This is a genomic window from Mesorhizobium sp. M0317 (genome assembly GCF_040321555.1).
GTDB lineage: Bacteria > Pseudomonadota > Alphaproteobacteria > Rhizobiales > Rhizobiaceae > Mesorhizobium.
The window spans coordinates 48993-72784 of sequence record NZ_JAMYRV010000029.1 but is presented as its reverse complement, the minus strand read 5'-3'; the positions used below and the strand labels follow the sequence as shown (position 1 = coordinate 72784).

At 58.0% G+C, this 23792-nt stretch carries 20 protein-coding genes; 9 read left to right on the top strand and 11 right to left on the bottom strand.

Annotation, left to right across the window (positions count from 1 at the left end; translation table 11 throughout):
* Nucleotides 1-19 precede the first annotated feature (19 nt).
* Nucleotides 20-1573: an ABC transporter substrate-binding protein gene (locus NKI88_RS20065; RefSeq protein WP_352561594.1), complete on the bottom strand. Its 1554-nt coding sequence runs from the start codon at nt 1571-1573 to the stop codon at nt 20-22.
* A 198-nt stretch (nt 1574-1771) separates the two neighbouring features.
* On the opposite strand from NKI88_RS20065, the gene NKI88_RS20060 reads away from it, so the two are divergent.
* The 3 genes from NKI88_RS20060 to NKI88_RS20050 are packed head-to-tail and all read left to right on the top strand — an operon-like array spanning nt 1772 to nt 5275.
* Nucleotides 1772-2728 (top strand): ABC transporter permease, encoded by a 957-nt coding sequence (locus tag NKI88_RS20060; protein WP_352544127.1) that lies wholly within the window; start codon nt 1772-1774, stop codon nt 2726-2728.
* Entirely contained in the window at nt 2725-3636 is a 912-nt protein-coding gene (locus NKI88_RS20055) for an ABC transporter permease (RefSeq protein ID WP_352561590.1), read from the top strand. Before NKI88_RS20060 ends, NKI88_RS20055 begins: the two co-directional genes overlap by 4 nt.
* Entirely contained in the window at nt 3623-5275 is a 1653-nt protein-coding gene (locus tag NKI88_RS20050) for an ABC transporter ATP-binding protein (protein WP_352656786.1), read from the top strand. The genes NKI88_RS20055 and NKI88_RS20050 overlap by 14 nt, the downstream gene beginning before the upstream one ends.
* Before the next feature lie 38 nt (nt 5276-5313).
* On the opposite strand, the gene NKI88_RS20045 is transcribed toward NKI88_RS20050, so the two are convergent.
* Genes NKI88_RS20045 through NKI88_RS20020 form a run of 6 tightly spaced genes read right to left on the bottom strand, consistent with a single transcriptional unit; the run spans nt 5314 to nt 11368 of the window.
* Nucleotides 5314-6420 carry an alcohol dehydrogenase family protein gene (locus tag NKI88_RS20045; RefSeq protein WP_352656784.1) on the bottom strand — a complete coding sequence of 369 codons (1107 nt, stop codon included), beginning with the start codon at nt 6418-6420 and terminating at the stop codon, nt 5314-5316.
* Between the two features lie 14 nt (nt 6421-6434).
* The gene (locus NKI88_RS20040; RefSeq protein ID WP_352656782.1) at nt 6435-7541 is read right to left on the bottom strand and encodes a mandelate racemase/muconate lactonizing enzyme family protein; all 1107 of its coding nucleotides are present in this window, start codon (nt 7539-7541) and stop codon (nt 6435-6437) included.
* On the bottom strand, nt 7538-7918 hold the full coding sequence (locus NKI88_RS20035; RefSeq protein WP_352561584.1) for a carboxymuconolactone decarboxylase family protein: 381 nt from the start codon (nt 7916-7918) through the stop codon (nt 7538-7540). Before NKI88_RS20035 ends, NKI88_RS20040 begins: the two co-directional genes overlap by 4 nt.
* Before the next feature lie 12 nt (nt 7919-7930).
* Nucleotides 7931-9382: an aldehyde dehydrogenase family protein gene (locus tag NKI88_RS20030; RefSeq protein WP_352656780.1), complete on the bottom strand. Its 1452-nt coding sequence runs from the start codon at nt 9380-9382 to the stop codon at nt 7931-7933.
* The gene (locus NKI88_RS20025) at nt 9375-10475 is read right to left on the bottom strand and encodes an aromatic ring-hydroxylating oxygenase subunit alpha (protein ID WP_352656778.1); all 1101 of its coding nucleotides are present in this window, start codon (nt 10473-10475) and stop codon (nt 9375-9377) included. Before NKI88_RS20025 ends, NKI88_RS20030 begins: the two co-directional genes overlap by 8 nt.
* A complete protein-coding gene (locus NKI88_RS20020) occupies nt 10472-11368 on the bottom strand; it encodes a MurR/RpiR family transcriptional regulator (RefSeq protein WP_352656776.1) in 897 nt (298 codons plus the stop codon). Before NKI88_RS20020 ends, NKI88_RS20025 begins: the two co-directional genes overlap by 4 nt.
* Before the next feature lie 72 nt (nt 11369-11440).
* Here NKI88_RS20020 and NKI88_RS20015 point away from each other — a divergent pair, with 72 nt between their 5' ends.
* The 6 genes from NKI88_RS20015 to NKI88_RS19990 all read left to right on the top strand — a co-directional run bounded on the left by NKI88_RS20015 (nt 11441) and on the right by NKI88_RS19990 (nt 19310).
* Entirely contained in the window at nt 11441-13918 is a 2478-nt protein-coding gene (locus NKI88_RS20015) for an FAD-dependent oxidoreductase (RefSeq protein WP_352656774.1), read from the top strand.
* The gene (locus NKI88_RS20010) at nt 13911-15206 is read left to right on the top strand and encodes an aspartate aminotransferase family protein (RefSeq protein WP_352544117.1); all 1296 of its coding nucleotides are present in this window, start codon (nt 13911-13913) and stop codon (nt 15204-15206) included. The genes NKI88_RS20015 and NKI88_RS20010 overlap by 8 nt, the downstream gene beginning before the upstream one ends.
* A 25-nt stretch (nt 15207-15231) precedes the next feature.
* Nucleotides 15232-16467 carry an NAD(P)/FAD-dependent oxidoreductase gene (locus tag NKI88_RS20005; RefSeq protein WP_352544116.1) on the top strand — a complete coding sequence of 412 codons (1236 nt, stop codon included), beginning with the start codon at nt 15232-15234 and terminating at the stop codon, nt 16465-16467.
* A gap of 15 nt (nt 16468-16482) precedes the next feature.
* A complete protein-coding gene (locus NKI88_RS20000) occupies nt 16483-17232 on the top strand; it encodes an electron transfer flavoprotein subunit beta/FixA family protein (RefSeq protein ID WP_352656771.1) in 750 nt (249 codons plus the stop codon).
* A 24-nt stretch (nt 17233-17256) separates the two neighbouring features.
* On the top strand, nt 17257-18195 hold the full coding sequence (locus tag NKI88_RS19995; protein WP_352561575.1) for an electron transfer flavoprotein subunit alpha/FixB family protein: 939 nt from the start codon (nt 17257-17259) through the stop codon (nt 18193-18195).
* A 71-nt stretch (nt 18196-18266) separates the two neighbouring features.
* Complete coding sequence (locus tag NKI88_RS19990) at nt 18267-19310, top strand: GlxA family transcriptional regulator (protein ID WP_352561573.1); 1044 nt, start codon at nt 18267-18269, stop codon at nt 19308-19310.
* A gap of 368 nt (nt 19311-19678) precedes the next feature.
* On the opposite strand, the gene NKI88_RS19985 is transcribed toward NKI88_RS19990, so the two are convergent.
* The 4 genes from NKI88_RS19985 to NKI88_RS19970 all read right to left on the bottom strand — a co-directional run bounded on the left by NKI88_RS19985 (nt 19679) and on the right by NKI88_RS19970 (nt 23592).
* Nucleotides 19679-19861 carry an FMN-binding negative transcriptional regulator gene (locus NKI88_RS19985; protein WP_352561698.1) on the bottom strand — a complete coding sequence of 61 codons (183 nt, stop codon included), beginning with the start codon at nt 19859-19861 and terminating at the stop codon, nt 19679-19681.
* Between the two features lie 21 nt (nt 19862-19882).
* Nucleotides 19883-20812: a 2-oxoglutarate and iron-dependent oxygenase domain-containing protein gene (locus NKI88_RS19980; RefSeq protein WP_352656768.1), complete on the bottom strand. Its 930-nt coding sequence runs from the start codon at nt 20810-20812 to the stop codon at nt 19883-19885.
* Nucleotides 20809-22860 (bottom strand): NAD(P)-binding domain-containing protein, encoded by a 2052-nt coding sequence (locus tag NKI88_RS19975; RefSeq protein WP_352656765.1) that lies wholly within the window; start codon nt 22858-22860, stop codon nt 20809-20811. Before NKI88_RS19975 ends, NKI88_RS19980 begins: the two co-directional genes overlap by 4 nt.
* A gap of 375 nt (nt 22861-23235) precedes the next feature.
* Nucleotides 23236-23592, bottom strand: a complete 357-nt coding sequence (locus NKI88_RS19970) for an amino acid kinase family protein (protein ID WP_352656763.1) — start codon at nt 23590-23592, stop codon at nt 23236-23238.
* Nucleotides 23593-23792: the final 200 nt, after the last annotated feature.

Genomic DNA, 23792 nt, shown 5'->3' with positions numbered 1-23792 from the left:
TGATCTCATGCTGGCTTTTCTACTCCGTGAACCAAGCGCGCTCGGCCAAACGCGCGCCCGCCATTGAGCGAACGAGATCAGGCCCGACGCCATCGACCTTCGTGCTGTAGCCGTCTAAAGTAGCAGGGAACGCGAAGATGCAATTGCCGCCGTCCTGGCTGCAGATCGCCTGCATTTCCTGATACATCGATCGACGTTTGTCCACGTCGAGCTCCGTGCGGGCGCTTTGCAGCATTTGGCTGAACCGGTCGTTACACCACCGCGTTTCATTCCAGGGAGCGTCGCACTTGAAAGCAAGCGAGAACATCATTCCGGGCGTGGGCCGTGTACCCCAATAGGTCGTGAAGTACGGCCGCTTCATCCAGATGTTGGACCAATATCCATCGTCTGGTTCTCGCTTGACGGCGAGATTGATTCCGGCGGCTCGCGCTTGCTCGGCCATCAGAATGGCAGAATCGACGGCGCCCCCAAAGGCGGCGTCCGCAGCACTAAGTTCCACATTGAGCGACGAGAGCCCGGCCTGCTTCAAATGCCACTTCGCCTTGTCCGGATCGTATTTGCGATGCGGCAAGGACTTATTGAAAAACGGGTCGTTGCTCGCGATCGGCTGGTCATTGCCGACTTCCGCAAACCCCGAGAAGACGCTGGCAACCAGCCTTTCGCGGTCAATTGCGTATTTAATTGCCTCCCGAACATTGTTGTCCGAATAGGGCTTGTTGCTGATGTCCATGGCGCTACCGACGTAGGTGCCGCCCACCGTCTCCACGATTTTTAGTTGCTGGTTTCGCTTTACCAACTGAACGATCTTCGGCTCGACCCGATCAACCGCGTCGACAGCGCCTGTCGTTAGGGCATTAGCCCGAGCTGTAGCGTCATTGATATAAGTGAATTCCACGCCATCGAACCAGGCGCGATCGGCTTTCCAGTAGTTCGGATTGCGATGGGCACTAAGCGTTACACCCGGCTGGAATTTATCGAGGATATAGGGTCCCGTCCCAATAAAGGTGATCCAGTCTTTGAAGCTCTCGGGTACGATCTGAAGGTGGAAATCGCCAAGGATAACAGGGACGTCAACGTCACCGGTTTTGTGTTCAATGACAACGACGTTGTCCCCGTCGGCGCGAATGTCCGCAAAATCCTCAAGCAGGCCCTTTGCCGCCGACTTGGAGTCAGCTGCTGTATGCCTTTTCAGGGAGTAAACCACATCGGCTGAAGTCAGCTTCTTGCCGTTCGTGAATTCCACGCCCTTGCGCAGCTTGAACCTCCAGGTCTTGGCGTCTTTGCTGGCCTCCCAGCTCTCAGCTAACTCCGGAACTGGGCTCTTGTCCGGCGCGAGCTCTACTAGATTGTTTCCAAAAAGCCACCCACAGGCATAGTGGGGATCGGAAAAGTAGGACATGGGATCAAGGCTGTCGACCGTTGCGCCTTGGGAGTAGCCTATGCGTAAAGTTCCCCCTCGCCTGGGTGTCGAGGCCAAAGCCGGGCCGCCGCGCAAGCTGGCGCCTGCAATCGCCGCGGCGCCGGCGACGAGCAAGGTTCGCCGGGTTGGACGCCATGACAGGTGACCATTCATGGAAATTCTCCATTTTACCCCACTCAGTTTCACCGCTGTTATGGGGCGAAGAACAGCAGCGCTTTGACGAGCATGCCACGGAGGTCCTTCCCGACTTATTTGTTTTGTCCGACCGTCCGTCGGTTGACGAAGGTACGATTGTTTTATTAGGCTGTCCATACAAAAACATTTGTGCCATGACTGTTCGCGGAGGGACCGTTGGGAAACATTTCAAAGCTGATCATCAAGCGCCTCGCCCTGGGGATTTTTGTCCTATGGGTGGTGTCGCTTTTTATCTTCCTCGGGGTGTCCCTGCTTCCCGGAGATGTGGCGACCGAAATACTGGGCCAGTCCGCCCTCCCTGAAACGGTCGCCGCCTTTCGACACGAGCTGGGGCTCGATCTGCCCCTTCACATCAGATATGTGCACTGGCTCGGCGGATTGCTCACCGGGGATCTCGGACACTCCCTGGCAAACGGGCGTGCCGTCTCACAGTTGATAGGTGAGCGACTGGGCAATACCTTGTTCCTAGCCGGCGTTGCGGCCTGCTTCTCTGTGCCGGTGTCGTTGCTCTTGGGGTTGCTCACTGCGCTTTATCGCGGGTCGGTCTTCGACCGCTTGACGAACGCAATTACACTCACCTGGATCTCATTTCCCGAGTTCTTCGTCGCCTACATCCTGATCATGTTCTTCTCCGTCCAGGCAGGCTGGTTTCCCAGCCTGTCGACGATGAGAGACAGCGACAGTTTTACGCATTCCCTCTACTTGGTGACGTTACCGGCATTGACGCTCACTCTGGTCGTCACCGCCCATATGATGCGCATGACACGGGCGGCAATTATTAGCGTTCTGGGCAGCCCGTTTATAGAGATGGCAAAGCTGAAGGGCATTGGCCAGCGGCGGGTCGTCGTGTGGCATGCGCTGCCCAATGCCCTGGCGCCGATTATCAACGTCGTCGTGATCGATCTGGCCTACCTCATTGTAGGCGTTGTCGTGGTCGAAGTTGTCTTCGTCTATCCGGGGCTCGGGCAGCTGATGATCGACTCCGTTCAGCGCCGCGATGTTACGGTCGTTCAAGCCTGCAGCCTAATATTTGCAGCCACTTACGTTTTGCTGAACATGTTCGCCGACGTGTTGGCGATTGCAACCAATCCGAGGCTTATGTACCCCAAATGAGTACTCCCGCTGATCTTTCCCCGCTGCCGAACATAGCCGCGGCCGGCCGGCCTCATCACCAGGATCCCGGCCGCTTTAGGGCTTTGCTCGAAGGCCTTCGTGTGGCGCCTCTAAGCGCATGGTTCGGTCTTGTCATCGTGGTCATCTACGTCGTGGTTGCGCTATTTGCGTCCGTGATTGCCCCATACGGGGAAGGCCAGGTGGTTGGATCACAGTTTGATCCGTGGACTGCCCAGCATCTATTGGGTACCGACAATCTTGGTCGGGACACGCTGTCGCGATTAGTATACGGTGCACGAAACACCGTCGGCATCGCGTTTTTGACGACATCGCTTGCCTTTCTTATTGGTGGCAGCGCCGGGCTTGTCGCGGCTGTCGTCGGCGGTTGGGTCGACCAAGCCCTGGCGCGACTGGTAGACATCCTGATGGCAGTCCCGCAGCTGATTTTCGCCTTGCTGCTGCTTACGATTTTCGGTGCGTCGGTCACTTCGTTGATTTCGATTATTGCCGTGCTCGACGCGACGCGCGTCTTTCGCCTGGCGCGCGCGGCTGGAATGAACATCGCGGTGATGGATTATGTGGAGGTAGCGCGCCTGCGGGGGGAGGGGCTGATCTGGATACTCTCTCGTGAGGTGTTGCCGAACATTTTGCCTCCGCTCGTGGCGGAGTTCGGTTTGCGTTTTTGCTTCGTTTTTCTCCTGATCAGCTCCCTTTCGTTTTTGGGCATCGGCCTGCAGCCACCCACAGCAGACTGGGGCTCCATGGTGAGGGACAACGCAATTCTTATCACCTACGGTGATATCACCCCACTGTTGCCCGCCGCCGCCATTGCCCTTCTGACGGTCGGAGTAAATTTTCTAGTGGATTGGTTTCTGCACGAATCGAGCGGTTTAGATGACGAAACTTGATAGCGTCCGCAGCACCAAAGGCGACGTCATACTGGATGTGAAAGGCCTTCGAGTCCGAGGCAAAAGCAAAGCCGGTTGGGCCGAGATCGTCAAAGGGATTGATCTCACGCTGCGACGCGGTGAGATCCTTGGTCTTATCGGCGAATCCGGCGCCGGCAAGTCGACGATAGGGCTTGCAGCGCTCGGGTATGTTAAACCTGGTTGCCGGATCACGGATGGGACCATTCTGTTCGCCGGCGAAGATTTAAGCGAGCTTTCCGAGGCAGAATTGCGCCGGCTGCGAGGCGTGAGGATCGCCTACGTCGCTCAGTCGGCGGCAGCTGCCTTCAATCCAGCGCACAGGCTTGTCGATCAATATACCGAAGTTGCCGTCGTTCACGGTGTTCGCGATGCTTCGTCCGCGCGCGCTGAGGCGGTCGAACTTTATCGAAAGCTGCATCTGCCCAATCCGGAGTCCTTCGGCGAGCGCTTCCCGCACCAGGTCTCCGGCGGCCAGTTGCAACGGGCGATGGTGGCGATGGCGTTGGCTTGCAAGCCGGATATCATCGTCTTCGACGAGCCCACGACCGCCCTTGATGTGACCACTCAAATCGAGGTGCTGGCAGCGATCAAGGATGTTGTCCGCGATTTCCACACCGCGGCTATCTATATCACCCATGATCTGGCGGTTGTCGCCCAGCTCGCCGATCGCATCATGGTGCTCCGGCACGGCGAACTGGTCGAAGAAGGCAACACCCGGCAGATCTTAGAGCGGCCTTCGGCCGGCTATACGCGCCAGCTCCTGAGGCGTGATGCTCCAAAAAGCGAAACAACGACCGCAAGTCGAAAGATCCTAACCGTCTCCTCCGTGGATGCCGCCTACGGCTCGATCAAGGTACTCCATGACGTCAGCCTCTCCGTAGGGGAGGGCGCTACGGTAGCAGTGGTGGGTGAGTCAGGCTCGGGGAAATCAACACTCGCGCGCGTCGTTACCGGCCTGCTGCCGTGCAGCAAAGGTACCCTTTTATTCGAAGGCAGAGCGATTGATTCCTCGCTCAAACGCCGCAGCCTGGACTTGCGCCGACGCATTCAGCTTGTTCATCAAATGCCCGACACATCGTTGAATCCGCGCCACCGCGTGCGGGAGGTACTTGGACGGCCCCTGACCTTCTACCACGGGCTCACGGAGCGCGTTCGCACAGGAGGCATCATTGAGCTGCTTGAGCAAATCGAGCTGGATCCCAATTTTCTGGATCGCTTTCCCGAAGAGCTCTCAGGTGGCCAGAAACAGCGCTTGTGCATCGCGCGGGCCTTAGCCGCGAAGCCCGATCTGATCATTTGTGACGAGGTAACATCGGCCCTCGATCAATCGGTGGCGCAGGGCATCCTTAGGCTGCTGATGGACCTGCAAAAGAATCTCGGAGTTTCATATCTGTTCATCACGCATGACTTGCAGACCGTTAGAGCTATCGCAGACGAAGTCGTTGTGATGAATCAAGGGCGCATCGTTGAGCAAGGCCCGAAGGATGAGTTCTTCGCCCCTCCACATCATCCTTACACGCAGCTCCTGCTAACCTCGGTTCCACAGATGGACCCGGAATGGTTGGACTCGATCCGAGAGACCCGTGCAGCGCTCGCCAGAGCGGTCAGCCTAGCCTAACAGGCTTCAGGCGGCGGCTTCCCGTTGGAGACTCGCGCCTACTGCGTGGTGACCACGATGTTCCCGACGTGCTGTTTATTCATAAACGCCTGCTGTGCTTGGGGGAGCTCTCGCAGAGGGTACTGCGCTGCCAGAAGTGGCTTCAGCAGTCCCTGCTCGATGAGGACTACAAGTCGCCTAGCAGTGCCAGGTGGCACAATGGTTGCGCCAGTGAGCTGCAGATCCTTGTAGATGAGCTGTCGCAAATCGAACTCGACGGTAGGCCCTGAAATGGCGCCGGAGCTGGAATACCGTCCCCCCTGGCGTAAAGCCTCAATGAGATGACTGAAAATCTTGCCTCCGACGACGTCAATCGCGACATCGACCTGGCCGCCTACCGCTGACCGGATTGCGTCTGACAGGGCAGGTGTGTTTCGATCGAGGACCGCATATGCGCCCAGTTCTCTAAGGCTGGACACCTTCGACGGGCTCGCTATAGCAACGATACGCGCTCCGCGCAGCCGACACAGTTGCACCGCGGCCGACCCGACACCCCCCGAAGCTCCCGCGATCACCACTGTCTCACCGGGACGAAGGTCCGTTCGCGCCACAAGGTTCTCGGCCGTCGTGTACGCGCAGGGGAATGTTGCAAGCTCGGCATCGGAAAGGTCGGTGTCGATAGGCAGCGCATTGCCGGAGCGTATGACCGTATATTCGGCAAAGCCGCCGTCGCACTCCGATCCGAAATAGATCGCATTGGCAAGGTCCATCCAATCACCGGTGCCAAGCAACCAGGGATCCACTATAACCCGCTCACCAATTCGTGCGGCATCCACCCCCTCACCGACACCGACGATGGTACCAGCGACATCAGCGCCCTGGATCAAAGGGAACCGAACCGGCGCACCCCCCCAGCTTCCTTCCTCCGATCGAGCGTTGGCAAAGCCATCGCTGCCGGTCGATGGGGTAATTCCATCTGTCACCGATTTGGAATACCAGGCCGTGCGAGTGTTGATGTCCGTATTGTTCAAACCACAGGCACCGACTCTGATCAGAACCTGCCCATCGGCCGGCACCGGAATGGGCCAATCTTCACGATAGTCGAGTTTATCCAGGCCGCCGTGGCCAGTAAGTACAACGGCACGCATTACGGATTGTGAGCTCATGCGGATTTCCCGAATTAATGGAACGTCGACACTGGTGTCCCAAGCCGGTCGGCGTCGGGGCTCACTCCCAAGCCAGGCGCCCAGGGGGGCGTGGCATAGCCTTTGACGTTCCGCGCCCCTTGACCTGGAACAGGATCGACGGCCAGGTGGTGATGACAAAGCCAGCTCGCGAGTCTGTTTTCGCGCGGGGTGGAGGACGCAAGGTGTATGGCTGCCGTGTCGGCTAGAGCAGATCCCCCAAGATCCTCCAAATGCATCTGCCAGCCGACAGACACGCCGAAGTCGCGAATTTGCCTTGCCTTGGTCAGCCCGCCAACCCGATTGGGCTTCACCTTGACGCCCTCGCACCCACCGACCTTCCACGCATCAAGATGATCCTGGAAGGTATGCAGACACTCATCGAGCATAATAGGCTGTTTCACCCGGCTTGCCACTTGGGCGCATTGCGCAAGGGTTTCGCAAGGCTGCTCGACCCATCCACGCAAGGCGACATTATTCAACACTTGAACCGCGACGGCAGGAACCCAGGCGCGGTTCACGTCATAGGTGACAGTTTCGTCGGGGCGCAAAGCCGCTTCGATTGCCTCGATTCTCGAGATGTCAACGACAGGATCACTGCCACCAACCTTCGCCGAATGCGTCCGATATCCATGCTCGTAGGCCTGACGGATAAGCGCGATCATCTCGTCGTTCGATCCGGTGGAAATAGACGAGTTGACGGCAACCGGGTCGGCTTTGTCGCCTCCAAGCAACCGCCAAAGAGGCATTCCAGAAACGCGCCCCAGTATGTCCCAGCACGCCATGTCGAGTGCCGATTTGACGTAGAGGTGGCCAGGCAAGGCAACGTCCATCGTTCGATTAATGGCGTCGAGAGCGCAAGGATCCTGCCCCAATAGAGAGGGCGCCAGCGTTCCAATTCCAGCGCGAATACCAGGCCCATGGGCGGGTAGGTAGGTATTGCCCCAGGGGCATCCTTCACCCCACCCTGAGATGCCCTCATCGGTGTCGATCCGGACGAACGTGCTGTCGAGCTTGTCAAAGCGAAGTCGTCCTCCCGATAGCCAATATGGTTTCGAGAGAGGCAGGTCTACCTGCCAAACAGTTATACCGGTGATCTTCATAGCAACCCTTGCTCCTGCAGCACTTTGCGGGCAACGCGAAAGCACTCGAGCGCTTGGGGAACGCCGCAATAGATGCCGACAACGTGGACAACAGCGCGGATTTCGTCCGTTGAGACGCCATTGGTAATGGCGCCGCGGCAATGGGTTTCCCATTCATGCATTTTGCCCAAAGCGCCGATCATGGCGAGGTTCATCAGCGAACGCGTTTTCGCGTCGATCGTCTCATCTCCCCAACCAAAACCCCAACACCATGCTGTCATCGCCTCTTGAAAGGGCCGGGTGAAATCATCGGCCGCAGCGAGATTGGCTTCGACGTACTTCGCTCCTAAAGTCGCCTTGCGCTTGGCAAGGCCGACGTCAAACAAATCCTGTTGCAACGGAGTTCTCCTTCAGCGAATGGCAATCGCGATGTTTTTGGTTTGCAGGTAGTTCCAAAGCGCCTCTCGGCCCTTTTCGCGGCCGTAGCCCGATTTGCCGTAGCCGCCAAAGGGTGTCTCGACGCCGCCGGCGTACCACTCATTGACGAACACCTGTCCGGCTCTTAAGCGCCGGGCGGTCTTCATCGCGCGATCGACATCTGCCGTGAAGATACCGGAGACCAAGCCATAATCGGTGCCGTTCGCCAGGCGCACCGCCTCATCGTCACTGCCGAACTTCAAAACCGACAAAACTGGCCCAAAGACTTCCTCTCGTGCGATCGTCATATCCGGTGTTACGTTGTCGAAGACAGTCGGCTCCAAGAAAAATCCTGGACGGTTGAGGCGCCTGCCACCGACAACCGCACGCCCTCCCTGCCGCTCGGCTTGCTGGCACATGGATTCAGCTCGATTTCGCTGCGAGTCCGAAATCATGGCACCCATGTTGGGACCGAATTCTGGCCTATCCACGCCAGGACCTGCTGAAATGGAGCGCGCCATGTCCGCAACCCGCTCAACAACTTCGTCGTGCACGTCCTCATGCACGATCAGCCGAGACATAGCCGAACACACCTGGCCCGCGTTGAAGAAAATCCCCCAACGAACATTCGACACGAGGTGGTCCAGGTTCGCGTCCGGCCAAGCGATCGCGGCGGACTTACCGCCCAATTCAAGCACACATGGAACGACATTTTTTGCAGCGGCCGATGCGATACTGACCCCTGTCGGAACCGAGCCGGTGAAGACGATCTGATTTACGTCGGGGTGGCTGACGAGGGTCCCGCCCGCCTCGCGGCCCAAGCCGCAGAGAATGTTCACCGCCCCCCGCGGCAGCCCCGCGTACTCGGCGGCGCTTGCGATGAACGAATTGGTCAGAGGGTCGAGTTCAGGCGTCTTTACGACGCACGCGTTGCCTGCTGTCAGAGCCGCCGACAACGAGCGTGCGGTCATCTCAAGTGGATAGTTCCAGGGGACGACATGCGCGGATACGCCGAACGGTTCATAGACCGTGAAATCGTAGTAGCCGTCTCCGAGAGGTATGGAACGACCTTCGATCGTTTCGCACTGATTGCCGTAGTACTCGAAATATCGAGCCGCCCCTTCGACCTCGATGCGGGCCTCCCAAAGCGGTTTGCCCGCTTCGCGGCAGAGGATATAGGCAATCTCATCGATATGATCGAGCAGATAGGTACCCATCGCTCGCACCATTCGCCCCCGCTTGACGGGGCGCATTTCTGTCAACGCGCCGGACTCATGACAGGCCTTGGCGGCCTTCACGGCGCGATCGACGTCCTGCGCGCTCGCCAGGGCCTGCTGCGCAAGCGCATCTCCAGTTGCAGGATCATCCACGGTGAGATTGCCCGCACCGCCGTCGACCCACTCGCCATCTATATAGTTCTGCCAATAGGCCTTGATCTCAGACATCGACATCTTCACGCATCCACTGCTGCAACATTCGTACCGAGTGCTCGGAGTTCACACCGCAGTTCGGATCGATAACGAGCGGACCCGGCCTGTATCCGCGACTGTGCAAGCCACGCTGGACGGCCTCGACGATATGGATATCCTCTTCGACGGTTGTTGCCCTGTCTTGGATCGCCAATTTTCGGATGATGTCGGAATCGGCTCCGTCGATCGTATACCAACCACGCCAGACGACGACTTCGTCGACATTCTTGATACGCCAGTTGTAGGTGTTGAGAATATTGCCGGGATAAACCTGAAAGGAAAATGTCGGCCAAAGAAACCAGGACGAATATTCTCCAGCGCGCGCATTGGCGTTGAGGTCAATGGGATAGCTCATTCGGTCGAGATTCTGGCATTCGGTAGTATGACGCAGACAATAGCCCTGAGGCTGGATGTCATATGTTTCGGGCTTTATAACCCCGGTAGCAAAGGTCTTGTGGTTCAGAGCACAGTGGTAGCATTCGGAGTAGTTCTCGATCGATACCTTCCAGTTGCAGCTTTCAGGAATCTCAACCCATTCCAGAGGCTTCAGCTGGTCGATGTGAGGGACAAATTCCGTCAGCTCCTGCCGAACCTTTGGGAACCATTCGTCCATCGGTTTGGCGTCCGGGTCGAGATTGACAAAAACAAATCCGCAAAACAGTTCGACTTTCACGCTCGTCAGACAGATGTCGTTGCGATCGAACCCCGGGACGGCGTTGACGTTGGGACCGCCTCGCAGCTTGCCCGTGAGTTCATAGGTCCAAGCGTGGTAGGGGCATACCAGCAGCCGAGCGTTCCCGCTTCCCCTTACCAATTCGTGCGCGCGATGCTGGCATACATTGTAAAAAGCGCGGACCTGGCTATCTCTGTCGCGAATGCAAAACAGGCTCTGCCCTGCGAGCTCAAAGGTGAAGTAGTCGCCAGGTTTCTCCACCAAAGAGGAGTGGCCAGCGAATTGCCACGTCCGGCTCAGGAGCCCGTCTTCTTCCTTGGCGAAGATGGTAGGATCGGTATAGTAGCGCGCTTCCAGCGATCGCAGGGGTTTCGGCGGATCGGACGAAACGTTCATCGTGGTTCCTCTTTCCAATAGACACCAAGCTCGTAGCGGCGCTTATGAAACCGCTCGATATTATTGACTGCATCGGCCGCCGCTTCAGCCACCACGAAAGCAACGATCGTTTCAAAAAGCGCCGTCAAGGCAACGGTCGACGGGAAAAACTGTGGTGTGTCGGTCGGGAGGACGAAACGTTGGTCGGCGCGGGCCAGGATAGGGGACGCGGGACTGTCGGAGATGCCAACGACCTTGATGCCATAGGCGCGAGACAACTCTACGGCCTCGACAACCTCGCGCCGGTACGGCTTGAACGTCATCGCTATCAAGAGATCGCCCTTCTCGGCGCGGACCAACCCGTCCACAGGAAGGGATCCCTCGCGTGGAATCGCAACGACGCTGTTCACTGCCATGCTTGCCAGATAGGCGAAATTTCGCGCAACCGAACTCGCAAAACCCAAGCCCAAGACGTAGGTGGTGCGCGCTTTTACAATGGAATCCGCCAGTTTCTTGATCTCGGATGCGCTTGTTCCCGAAAACAGACCTTCGATATTTTCGATCGACGTCGATGCCATCTGGCTATAGAGGCTGGCTAGTTTCCCGCCTTTGGATAGCGACTGCAGCCAGCGGGCCCGGTCGGGAAAGTCCTCACGTCCGCGCATCACTTGCTCGCGAAAGGGTTTTCGAAAATCCTCGTAGCCCTCAAAACCAAGCGCGCGCGCCATTCGCACCAGCGTGTTGGGCTTTACGTCTGCGCCTTGCGCCATGCTTCTGATCGACGTGATGCTGATCATGTTCGAATTCTCGAGCACGTGGGCAGCTGCCTTTTGCAACTCGGGAGTGAATGTAGATAGGCGGCTCGTCAGATCGTCGAGAACCGTTGTGGCTGTCTTTCCGTTTGGTACAGTCATGTGTTTCATCCTTGACAATCGTACACTTGTTCGGTAGCCCTGTCTACAGGCAGTTTTCTTGGAGAGACGACAATGACCATATCTCACGCGCGGGTAGTAATCATAGGCGGGGGCATCATGGGATGCGGCCTCGTCTATCACCTCGCGCATGAAGGCTGGACCGACATCGTTTTGTTGGAGAAGGCCGAGTTAACGTCGGGATCTACGTGGCATGCCGCTGGGCAGATCACGCATTCGACGTCGAGTTTTTCGCTCGGAAAATGCGTCGGCTACAATATCGATCTCTATTCCAAGGTGCTCGAAAAGGAGACCGGACAATCCGTAACCTGGCACGGCTGTGGCTCTTTGCGGCTGGCTTACACGGATGATGAACTCGACTGGCTCCGTCAGACCCTGAGCGTCGGAAAGGCGCTGGGCTTCACCATGGAATTGGTAGATCTGGAGCGCATCAGAGAGCTTCATCCCTTTTATAATCTCGAAGGGGTACAGGCGGCACTGTACACGCCGGATGACGGCCATGTTGACCCTTCCGGCGCCACCTTCGCACTTGCGCAGGGTGCACGTCAGCTCGGGGCCAAGATCGTACGGCAATGTCGGGTCATGCACGTAAAGCCAGAGCCCAATGGCGAATGGCGCGTCTTTACGGAACAGGGCGAGATCGTTTGCGAGCATGTCGTTAACGCGGGCGGCACTTACGCGCGCCAGGTTGGAAAATGGGTTGGGCTCGATGTCCCCACCACCTCCATGACCCACCATTACCTGATAACGGACACTGTTCCGGAATTCATGATGCTAGAAAAGGAGCTTCCCGTCGTTCGGGATGATCGTTTGGTATCCGGCTACGTCCGGATGGAGCAGAAGTCCGGTTTGATCGGCATCTACGAGAAGGCGAATCCCAATGCCGTTTGGATCGAAGGTTGTCCGTGGGAAGCCGAGCATGAGTTGTTCGAGCCCAATTACGATCGCATTATGCCCTGGCTCGAAAATGCGATGGGTCGGATGCCCGTGCTTTCTCAGCTCGGCATCAAGCGGGCTGTGCATGGCGCCATTTCACACCCCCCGGACGGGAACCCACTCATCGGCCCAGCGCCTGGGCTTAAGAACTTTTGGCTCAATTGCGGCTGTCAGATTGGTATCGGTTGGGGGCCTGGGCTGACGCGCGAACTGGCCCGTTGGATGGTTCACGGCGCCGCCGACATCAACATGCGCGACTACGACCCCCGGCGTTTTGGCAAGTTTGCCGATCAAGACTATCAGGTCATCAAGGCAAAAGAAGATTACCTTCTGCGCCATGAAATACCCTTCCCGCACCTCAACCGTCATGATGGGCGGCCGGTCAAGCCAAGCGCACTTTACGACCGCCTGCAGAAGCGCGGCGCTGTGTTCGAAGAGGTCTATGGTTGGGAACGCCCCCGCTGGTTCGCGAAGGACGGTCTTGAGCAGAAGGACTATTACTCGTTTCGGCGACCCGCCTGGTTTCCGCTCGTTCAGAAGGAAATCAGCGCGGTGCGCGAGTGTGCCGGCCTGATGGATATCTCGGCCTTCTCGAAGGTTAAAGTGTCGGGCCCGGATGCTGCCGGGTTCGTTGATCGACTGATACCGAACCGCCTCCCATCGAAAACCGGCCGAATTGCTCTTACGCATTTGCTCAACGATAGAGGGCGCATCGAGCTGGAAACGACCATCGTTCGCTTGGCGGATGACAGCTTCTACTTCACCTGCGCTGCCTTCTTCGAACAGCGACTCCTGGACCACCTGACGTTTGCGCGTACGGCGAACGAGTCCGTGACCATCACTAATCTCTCGGACAGGTGGGGCGCGCTTGCGCTTAACGGGCCACGGTCACGCGACATTCTGGGACCGAATACCGAGGCTGCTCTTACAAACGCGGCTTTTCCCTGGCTGACGGCTCAAGAAATCAAAGTCGCCGGGCAGAAGGTTTGGGCGTTTCGCATGTCCTATGCGGGCGAGCTGGGCTGGGAATTCCATACCTCTAGAGAAAGCCTGCCGGCTATCTACGACGCCCTGCATGCCACCGGCAGCGCCTTCGGCTTAGTCGACTACGGCTCATTCGCAATGAACGTCATGCGCTTGGAAAAGATGTTCAAGGGAGCAGGGGAATTGACCAATGAAGTGACGCTTCCAGAGGCCGACGTCATGCGTTTCGTTAAGTTGGACAAGCCTCAATTTGCTGGAAGGCAGGCTACGTTGGAAGCAATGGAGAGAGGACCGAGTTGGATTTGCGCTTATCTTGCGATCGAAGCCGACGGCGTGTCCGACGGAAATGGTGGCGAAGCTGTCTTGCTGGGTGATCGGCAGGTCGGGTCCGTCAGCTCCATTGCCTATTCCCCGACTGCCGGGAAAATCCTGGCGTTCGCCTATGTCGCTCCCGAAGCTGCGCAGGTCGGAACGAATTTGCAGGTCATGGTGCTCGGCGAGCCTCGAGCGGCGACAGTTCTCGGCGACGCCGTCTTCGATCCCAACAATGAACATCCACGGGTTGATGCTGAAAGCTCAAGCCCGACCAAGAAGGTTGCGGCACATGCTTGACACCGTCGTGAATGCTAGCGCCAAACAAAGCGATTGGGTGAGCCGGGCGAAGGCGGTCTTACCCGGCGGTGGATTTGGAAATTTTGATCCTTCCATCGTCATACGAGAAGGCCATGGCGCTCATGTCTGGGACGAGAATGGCAAGGAGTATATCGACTTTTTGATAGGATCGGGACCTATGATCCTAGGTCATGACAATGCCGAGGTCATTGAGGCCATTCGCGAGCAAACGACACGGGGTCTCACCTTTTTCGCCAGTAACAGGCATGCGATCGAACTTGCGGAAGTCATCTGCGAGGCGGTGCCGTGTGCAGAACAGCTTCGATATGTTTCGACAGGCGGCGAGGCGGATATGTACGCTATGCGTCTCGCACGAGCGCATACTGGTCGCGATAAAATACTGAAGTTTGAGGGCGGCTATCACGGGATGTCGTCTGAAGCGCTGATCAGTGTTTTTCCGGACCGAATTGAGAATTATCCCAACGGCGTTCCAGACTCGGCCGGGATTCCCGAGCAAGTCCGTGACGGCGTCTTCGTCGCGCCATTCAATGACGTAGAATTCGTGCGTCAATTCCTGGCTGAGCATGGCTCGAAGATCGCCGGAATCATCGTAGAGCCGCTCCAGCGCTTGATCCCACCGGCGCCAGGTTTTCTGGAGACATTGCGCGAGGAATCGTCGAAGCGAGGCATTGTTCTAATCTTCGACGAAGTTGTCACCGGATTCCGCCTGGCCTACGGCGGCGCTCAGGAGCGATACGGCGTGGTGCCCGATTTATGCACCTTGGGCAAGATCATCGGAGGCGGCCTTCCGCTTGCATCGGTTGCGGGGAAGACGGAGATCATGGCCCACTTCGACAAAGCAGCTGTTGGGAAGGACGGGTTCACCCTTCAGATCGGGACGCTAAGCGGTAATCCTCTTGCCGCTGTGGCCGGACTCAAAACCTTGGAGATCCTGCGTCGACCCAGTAACTACGACCGACTTCGCGGATATGGCGTAACGGTCATGGGAATGCTTAGCAACGCGCTCGACCAAACCGGTATCGCGTACCAGATCGTCGGCGATCCAGTGCTGTTTGACGTGGTCTTCACCGAGCAAACCGTGAAATCTTATCAAGACGTCGCAAAAGGCAATTCCGCGGCGGCCGGTACATTTAATACCGCCCTGCGTGAGAAGGGGATCTTCAAGTCTCCGGGTAAGATCTACCCATCCCTTGCCCTGACCGACAGTGATCTGGCCTGGACGAAAGAAGCAATCGATCACGCTGCGACTAGACTAGTGGCAGCATAGAGCAAAAGCACCCCCTGAGGAACATATGCAGGACAATGTTGTCATTGTCGGCACGGGGCAGGCTGCGCTCTCGTGTGCCGTAAAGTTACGCGACTCCGGCTACGACGGCGCCGTTACCATGCTTGGTGATGAGCCATGGCTGCCTTACCAAAGGCCTCCGCTGTCCAAGGCCTACCTGAAGGGCGAGACAACAGCGGAGCGATTGGAATTTCGTCCTCAGGAGTTCTACGCTAAGGCCGGAATTATGGTCGAGCGAGGAAGTTCCGTTAGCACCGTCGATCGCAACACCCGAACTGTTAGGACATTTGACGGCAGAAGTTATTCTTATAGCAAGCTCGTTTTAGCCACAGGATCACGGGCGCGGGCCCTTCCAGAAGAGACGACGCACGGCCTGGACGGGATCCTGACCCTGAGGAGCATCGCGGATGCCGATCGCCTTCGGAGCGCGTTAGCAAGCGCAAAGCGCATCGTCGTCGTTGGCGGCGGTTACGTGGGGCTGGAAGTTGCTTCGGTTGCTGTTCGAATGGGCAATGCGGTCACCATTGTCGAAATGGCTGACCGGGTCCTCAAGCGCGTCGCAGGCGCTCCAACAGCTCAAGCGATCGAAGAACTTCATGTGCGCCACGGTGCGACCATCCTAACCAATGAGCAGCTGAAAGGATTTTCCGGCGACAGCGGCAAAGTCTCGAGCGTATCTTTGCAAAGCGGGAGGATGCTCCCTGCCGATTTGGTGCTGGTTGCGATTGGTGGCATGGCGAATGTTGAGCTCGCCGCGCAAGCCGGCCTGATAGTCGAAAATGGCATCGTTGTTGGCAAATTCGGTCAGACATCCGACCCCAACATCTATGCGGCTGGTGATTGTGCCGCTTTTCCTTTTGGCAGCCGGTCAATCCGCCTGGAATCGGTACAAAACGCCATCGAGCAGGGCAGTGTCGTCGCTAATGCCATTTTGGGAAGACCGGTGGCATACGAGCCCGTCCCATGGTTTTGGAGCGACCAATACGACACCAAGTTGCAAACAGCTGGTCTGGCGCTTGATTACGATGACATCCTCGCAGTGTCGGCGGAACCGGGCTGTTCAGCGTTTTGGTACTTTCGCGATGGCTTGGCCGTGGCCGTTGACACGATGAATGATGCAAGAACGCACATGGTAGCGCGCCGGCTCTTCGGAGCTCGTGTCGAGCTTCCGCGGGAACTGCTCCTAAAACCCGACTTCAACCTCATGCAGTACGCACGCACAGCCGCCGCGCCGTCTGGGTGAATAAAGGAAAATCCGATGAAAGTGCTTGTGCCCGTGAAGCGGGTCGTGGATGCGAACGTCAAGGTTCGTGTGAAGGCTGATGGTTCGGCGGTGGAACTCGCCAACGTCAAGATGGCGATGAACCCGTTCGACGAAATCGCGGTGGAAGAGGCGATCCGGCTGAAGGAAGCCGGCAAGGCCGAAGAGATCATCGTCGTATCGATCGGCCCGCAGCAGGCGCAGGAAACCCTGCGCACCGCGCTCGCCATGGGCGCCGACCGCGCCATCCTGGTCAAGACCGACGAGCGGACCGAGCCGCTCGGCGTCGCCAAGGTGCTGAAGGGCGTCGTCGACGCCGAACAGCCCGGTCTCGTGATCCTCGGCAAGCAGGCGATCGATGATGACTCGAACCAGACCGGCCAGATGCTGGCGGCACTGCTGGGCTGGGCGCAGGGCACCTTCGCTTCCAAGATCGTGCTCGACGGCGACAAGGCCAAGGTGACCCGCGAGGTCGATGGCGGCCTGCAGACGGTGGAGCTGAAGATGCCGTCGATCATCACCGCCGACCTCCGCCTCAACCAGCCGCGCTATGCTTCGCTGCCCAACATCATGAAGGCCAAGAAGAAGCAGCTCGACGAGAAGAGCCCGGCCGACTACGGCGCCGACGTCAAGCCGCGGCTGAAGGTCATCAAGACCGAGGAGCCGAGCGGCCGCAAGGAGGGCGTCAAGGTCAAGAGCGTCGCCGAACTGGTCGACAAGCTCAAGAACGAAGCCGGCGTCTTGTAAGCGATCGGGAAAGGAACAGATAAAATGGCAATTCTCCTCATCGCCGAACACGACAACGCAACGCTTTCCGACCAGACCGCCAAGGCGCTGTCGGCAGCCCTGCAGATCGGCTCGGACGTTCATGTGCTGGTGGCCGGCAAAGGCGCCAAGGCTGCCGCTGACGCAGCCGCGAAACTGAAGGGTGTGAGCAAGGTGCTGCTCGCCGAAGCCGACGAACTCGCCGAGCGCCTGGCTGAGCCGACGGCGGCGCTGGTCGTCTCGCTGGCTGGCGCCTACGACACGGTCATCGCGCCCGCGACGTCGGCCGGCAAGAACATCGCGCCGCGGGTGGCGGCCCTGCTCGATGTCGCGCAGGTCTCCGAGATCATCGAAGTGGTCTCGCCCGACACCTTCAAGCGCCCCATCTATGCCGGCAACGCCATCCAGACCGTGCAGTCGACCGACGCCAAGAAGGTCATCACCGTGCGCACTGCTTCATTTCCCGTCGCCTCCCAAGGCAATGCGGCTGCTGTCGAGATTATCTCGGCGGCAGCCGACCCCGGTGTATCGTCCTTTATCGAGAACAAGCTTTCCGGAACTGATCGTCCGGAACTGACCTCGGCCAGGATCATCATTTCGGGTGGCCGTGCGCTGGGCTCCTCGGAGAAGTTCCAGGAGGTCATCCTGCCGGTTGCCGATAAGCTGGGCGCGGCGGTTGGTGCTTCGCGCGCCGCGGTCGATGCCGGCTATGCGCCCAACGACTGGCAGGTCGGCCAGACCGGCAAGGTCGTCGCTCCCGATCTCTACATCGCGGTCGGCATCTCCGGCGCCATCCAGCACCTTGCCGGCATGAAGGATTCGAAGGTCATCGTTGCCATCAACAAGGACGAGGAGGCGCCGATCTTCCAGGTTGCCGACTACGGCCTGGTCGGCGATCTCTTCCTCATCCTGCCGGAGTTGGAAAAGGCGCTCGCAGGCGGCTGAAGCGGGAAAGGATAGCGGTCGTTCCTCTCGCTAGAGGATAAGACGGCGTCCTCTGGTCAAGCGGTGACAGAATGAACGTAATAAACAACCGACTTGTTGGCGAGCGGAGATTGGGTCGCGGAAACCTAGATTCCACGGCCTTCATGCCTTTGGCTGATGGAGTCACGGAGTTCTCGATAGTCCTTGTTCCGGGATTTTCACAACTGTGTATGTCGTCGTTCATCGATCCATTGCGGTATGCGAACAGATTGTCCGGACGCGAGCGGTTTCGATGGAGGTTGATAAGCGACGACGGCAGCCCTGTTATATGTGCCAGTGGGATCCGAGTGTGCGTGGATGCAAGTCTTAAGGAAGCCAAGCTTCTGAAATCGGAGCGTTTGCCCGATGGCATCGTGGTTTGCGCGGGCGCGGGAATCGAACATTATCCCTCAGCACCACTGTTGTCACTTTTACGCTTCTGTGCGCGTCGCAATGTGAGGCTTTACGGACTCGGCACCGGCGCATGGGTCTTTGCTGCGGCCGGTCTGTTGTCAGACACGCGCTGTACCATCCACTGGGACACGATGGCAGCCTTCTCGGAGTCATTCGAAGGTCTCAAGCTGACCGACGCCCTATTCGTCGAGCAGAACGGAATCGTCACCTGCGCCGGTGAATTTGCGGCATTTGATCTCGCGATCAGCTCAGTAGAACACCGATGTGGTTCCGATGTGGCGCGATCAGTCTGCCGATTCCTCACAGCCGATCGATGGCGCGAGGGGGAAAGCTGTCAATCTGCTCCCCTTGGGCTTCGCTTTAGCGGCGCGAGCGAAAAGCTGATCCGCATCATCCGCATGATGGAAAATTCTGTAGATGAGCCGTTGACGATTCGCGCTATTTCTCAAGAGCTGGGCCTTTCTTGCCGGCAAATCCAGCGCCTCTTTCTTCACCATCTCAAGGCGACGCCGATGCGATACTATCTTTTGCTCAGAATGGCGCGGGCGCGCCAACTACTCGAATTGACCGATATGTCCGTGCTGCAGGTGGCAATCGCTTGCGGGTTTGTCTCATCGTCGCATTTTTCAAAATGTTTTCGTGATCACTTCGGTGAAGCACCAAGCAGTCTGCGACACGGTTAAGTCGATCTGCGGCCATTCTCAACCGAACGGACCTCGCTGTTGCCGAGAAGATGGCCAGCGCCGTGGCTGCAGACCGCTCGAGCAGTTGAGTTCATGAACCCTCAGGTCACAGCTTACGGCGCCCTGCGCGAGGATCATCCAAGATGTTATAAATCAGTTGTTCCGCAGCAACTCATAAAACTTAGGCTAGCATTGGGCAGTCCAGAACCCGCGGCTTCTGCGCAAGGCTTATCGGATTTGCCGGCCGCGGCTTCGCTCATCGCTTGTGCCACACTACTGGCTCTTTGGGCGTTCACCATTCCCTTAGCGTTCTGAATGTCGCGCACCTCTTTGGGTGATTTCGATCCCCAAAGCCGCGATCGCTTTGATCATAGTTTCGATGAATCCTTCGGCGCGTCGCCCATCTTCCACTGGCCGGCTGCGCATACGTGTGAGCTTCGCGACGTTTGCGACATACGTAGCGCTCCATGATCCCGAACGGTGATGCGCCCATGGGCGTGGACAACGAGATAGTTCCACGCCGGGGTACCTGCCGAACTTGAGCGGTGCAAAGTTCGGCAAAACCGAACGACCTATTGCAACTCTCGCGCCCGTCCGGCTCCATCCCGGGTTTCCCAGATTGACTCAAAGTTGCGCAGCATCACTTCCGCCACACTGAAGGTCTGCTTTCCTTGCCGGGAAGTCAGGCAAGCGTCGATGTCGGGATAGATAAAGAAGGGCAGGGAAATTCGGTCAGTCGGACCGGTATGCACGACCTGATGGGGTGTGCTCTTGAATCGGTTATCGCTCAAAGCCTGAAGCATGTCGCCCAGATTGACCACGAGAGTGTCGGGCAAGCTCGGCGCCGGCACCCAGCGCTCCCCGAACCACACCTGCAAGGAGCGCGTGGGAAGTTCCTCCTGCAGCAGCAGCGTGAAGAACCCATTGTCGGTATGCTTTCCGGCCGTGCCGCCACTAGATGGATACCGGATCACGCGTTGCAGGACCGTCGGCGGGCTGAAATGACGTCGGAACCAGCTCTCTTCCAATTCGAGCAGGTCGGCCAGTGCCATTCCAAGCTGTGGCACAACCTCGTTGACCACAGTAGCCTGCAAAGCAAGCAGGTTTCGAGCGAAACCAGGAGCCACCGCGTCATCCGGAAGGCGCGTGCAACCAGCAAATGGACGCCGGTCGCCTTCCTTCTCGATTCCTAGGTCGAACATTTCCTTCGGATCGGGGCCAGCCTCGGGATGTAGCACCTCGCCGTACAACGGACTGTACCCACGGGCGGTAGCAGGGTATACGTCTTGGGTGGCGTGACCGTAACGTTCCTTTGTCGACTGTGGCAACGTGAAGAAACGCCGGGAAGCCTGGATCGCTTCTGCGATCTGTTTCTTTGGGATTCCGTGCTCAAGGTAGAAGAACCCGTACTCCTCGCAGGCCAGGCGTAGGCGCTCGCGCTCTTCGTGTCGGGTTGCATCGGCTGCCAGTTTTGCCAGTGAGATTTGCGGTAGTGTGGTCATAGCTGCTCCTCCGTTGGTGCGTTAGCTTTGTCGGTCACTTTGAAAACCCAATAGTGTGCGTCCTCCTCCGCGATGTATCTGCCGTCGTTTAGACAGTGTGCTGTCACAAGCACGCCCGCATCCTGCAGACGCCGCACCTCATCTTCAAAGGATGTGGCCTCCGCATAGCTCTTGCGGGTGCTTACGATGACGAATCCGTTGGGGCGCGTGACGCGAGCAAGTTCGCGCAGTGCGTCCGGTCGGATGTGACCGAGCGTGAAGACACCGCAGCAGACCGTAATATCGTAGGTCGCACTGGAGTATTCGGGCAGCGGCACGTTAAGGTCGACATCGCCTTGGACATCGCGGTAGACGCCCGTTTGCCGGGCTTGTTCGGCCATCGCCTCGGAGAGGTCGATCCCATCGATCAACCGGAAGCCAAGGCGTTCCAGTTCCACGCCGACGAGGCCCGTTCCGCAGCCAGCGTCCAGGATTGCGATGGCTGCTCGCTCATTGGCCAAATAGGCCGTCTGAACCGTGCCCGCCAATTCCGCCACGATCATCGGCCCGCAGTACCGGTCCTGGCCAACATCCAACTCGTAGGAACTGGCCCATCCGCGATAGAAGTGGGTCAAGCGATCGACGTCGCCGTCGAGGTCATGGGAATCCTTGATGCGTTTTCGCGCGGCTTGCTCCAGTGTCGTCTGCTGATCGCGGGTGTTCATGACAGGTTCCTCCGTACAGGGACAGATGAGATTCGGTATAGTCGTCGGCTTCGCAAGCGCCGCGGCTGGATATACAAGATGTTTGTTGTCGTACTGCCCATTTCGGCTGTCCGACCAAGCGGAAGCGCCTACGCTCCAGGTGATAGCCTCGTGTATCAGGGCATCGCTCAGGCCCATTCCGCGCCCAAGATCAAACGCCTCGTCAAGAATCAGCCGATTGATGTGGGTGAGCTCACCGACCAGAGACTTGAGCAACCGTATCTGGATGCCACTGAGCGGGATGTCGTCGAGCGGAAACACATGCTCAAGCTTGGGTTTGATCCGTCCGACGGGATCGGTCAGGAATTCTTGGTCTGGCGGATGCGCGGGGTTGGCACCGTACTTGGATGGCGCGCGATAACCCGGCACTTGCAGTCGAACGCCGAAGACCACCTCCGCCAGTTCGATGACCCTCAGGTGGCTGTCGTATCGGTCGAACTTCCGTCCCGCCAAGCTAAAACGCTTTTCGACCGCCCGTCCGAGCGGCAGTCCCACGCGCAGTTGGTTGGCCAGCTGGACGGTCAAGCCCATATCCTTCACCGTGATCTCCAGGGTGCAGGAGCGGTCGTAGCTGCCATCCAGGAGAAACGGGGCGAATTGCTCGATTGCAACGGAGTTCGCCGAAGAACCGGCAAAATTCCGCCACGCCTGCTGCGCTGGAACCCCGGCCCGCACGCTTCGGCAGAGCGCGTCGCCGCTCGCAACGGCTGCAGTGTAGAAAAGTAGATTCGTCAGTAATTTAACTGATTGGCCTTGACCGATGTCTCCGACATGGAAGGAGACGGCTCCCATGGTTTGCAACACCGCCTCGCAACGCACATAGGCCTCCGATGACCCGCCGACGAAAAAGCTGACATTGGCAAAATCGACCCCCATGTGGGACAGGTTGCTTACGGGCGCTTCTAGCGAATCCATGCCAATTGCTGCCGCCAGACGGGCGATCTCGAGCGTGTTGTGGTAGTCGGTGGTGGACGTGTCGATCCAAATGCTCTCCGGGGGCATTCCGGCCAAAGCGCCCCGCTCGCCCACCATATTGTCGAAGACGTCGCGTGGCAGCGGCAGGCAGGTAATGACAATGCCGCAGTCGCGGGCCGCGTCGCGCGGTGCATTATGCCACCGGGCGCCCTTTTTCAGCACGTCTGTCGCAGCCGCGGGATCGATGTCGTAGACATTCACCGAGTAGCCGGCTTGCAGGAGCTTGGCGGTCATCGGCCGGCCCATCATGCCGGTACCGATGAATCCAATGCGATCGACGTTGCGAGAACGATCGGCGCGGACGCTGCTTACACCGCCTACAGCAGACATTTAACTTCCTTCGAGGCAAACGAACGGTTGCACGACAATTCCGAATAAAATAATTAGCGACGTTCGATAGAGTAGTAAATGATCTTGAGCGTTAAAGCAACCGAGCGCATAATAAGAAATGATATAACACCTTAACGCGACTATCATACTTGGTCATCAGATAGAATTTATGTCACATTTGCGAAGCGGTAAGCAGACATATAGATAAGTTCTCTCATTGTTTGAGCACAATCGCTTGACAAAAATGAGCTTAAACTCGTCGGAATTTCATGCTGATGGTAATCGGCTGGACATTTCCGACACGATCGCAGCCCTATCCGGCGCAGTCACCACACTTTGACAACCGGACGCCTCAAATCCACGATCATAGCGTCTTCACCTGAGCGGATGGGCTTCAGAGCGAAGCCGCGAGAGATCGGCACGCAACCAAGTGCAGCCAACGTGCCTCAAATGGGCGGAACGGGCGCGCGCGGGGTCAAAACTCTGTTCATAGGCACGCATGAGCTGAACCTGACTGATAGCGGCCGCCGTTTGTTTCTCCTCAACTGGCAGAGATCTGTCCAGATGGTTGAAGTGACTTGAGCCGACCGCGGCGGCACCAGAGGTGACGATGATCATCTGCTGCCCGAGTGCGGAAAATCGGACGACATCCTCTATCAGCGTCTCAAGCCAAGGACCGTGCATCTCTCCGTTTTCTGCATCGCCGATCAGTGCTGAGCCGATCTTCACCATCAGCCGGCGAGCCGAAGCCAATCGGATCGAGCTTGTTGGTGCTGCCGTTCAATGTTGCTGCACTACTCTAGATGTGAAGACACGCCCTCCAATCCCACCTTTCCTAAGCGTCGCGGCCTAAGCTCGCACGATGCGCCCTTCATTTCAGGTCGGCTGCCCAAGGGGGCGCTTACTTCGTGGTCCAGGTCTTCAACAAGCCT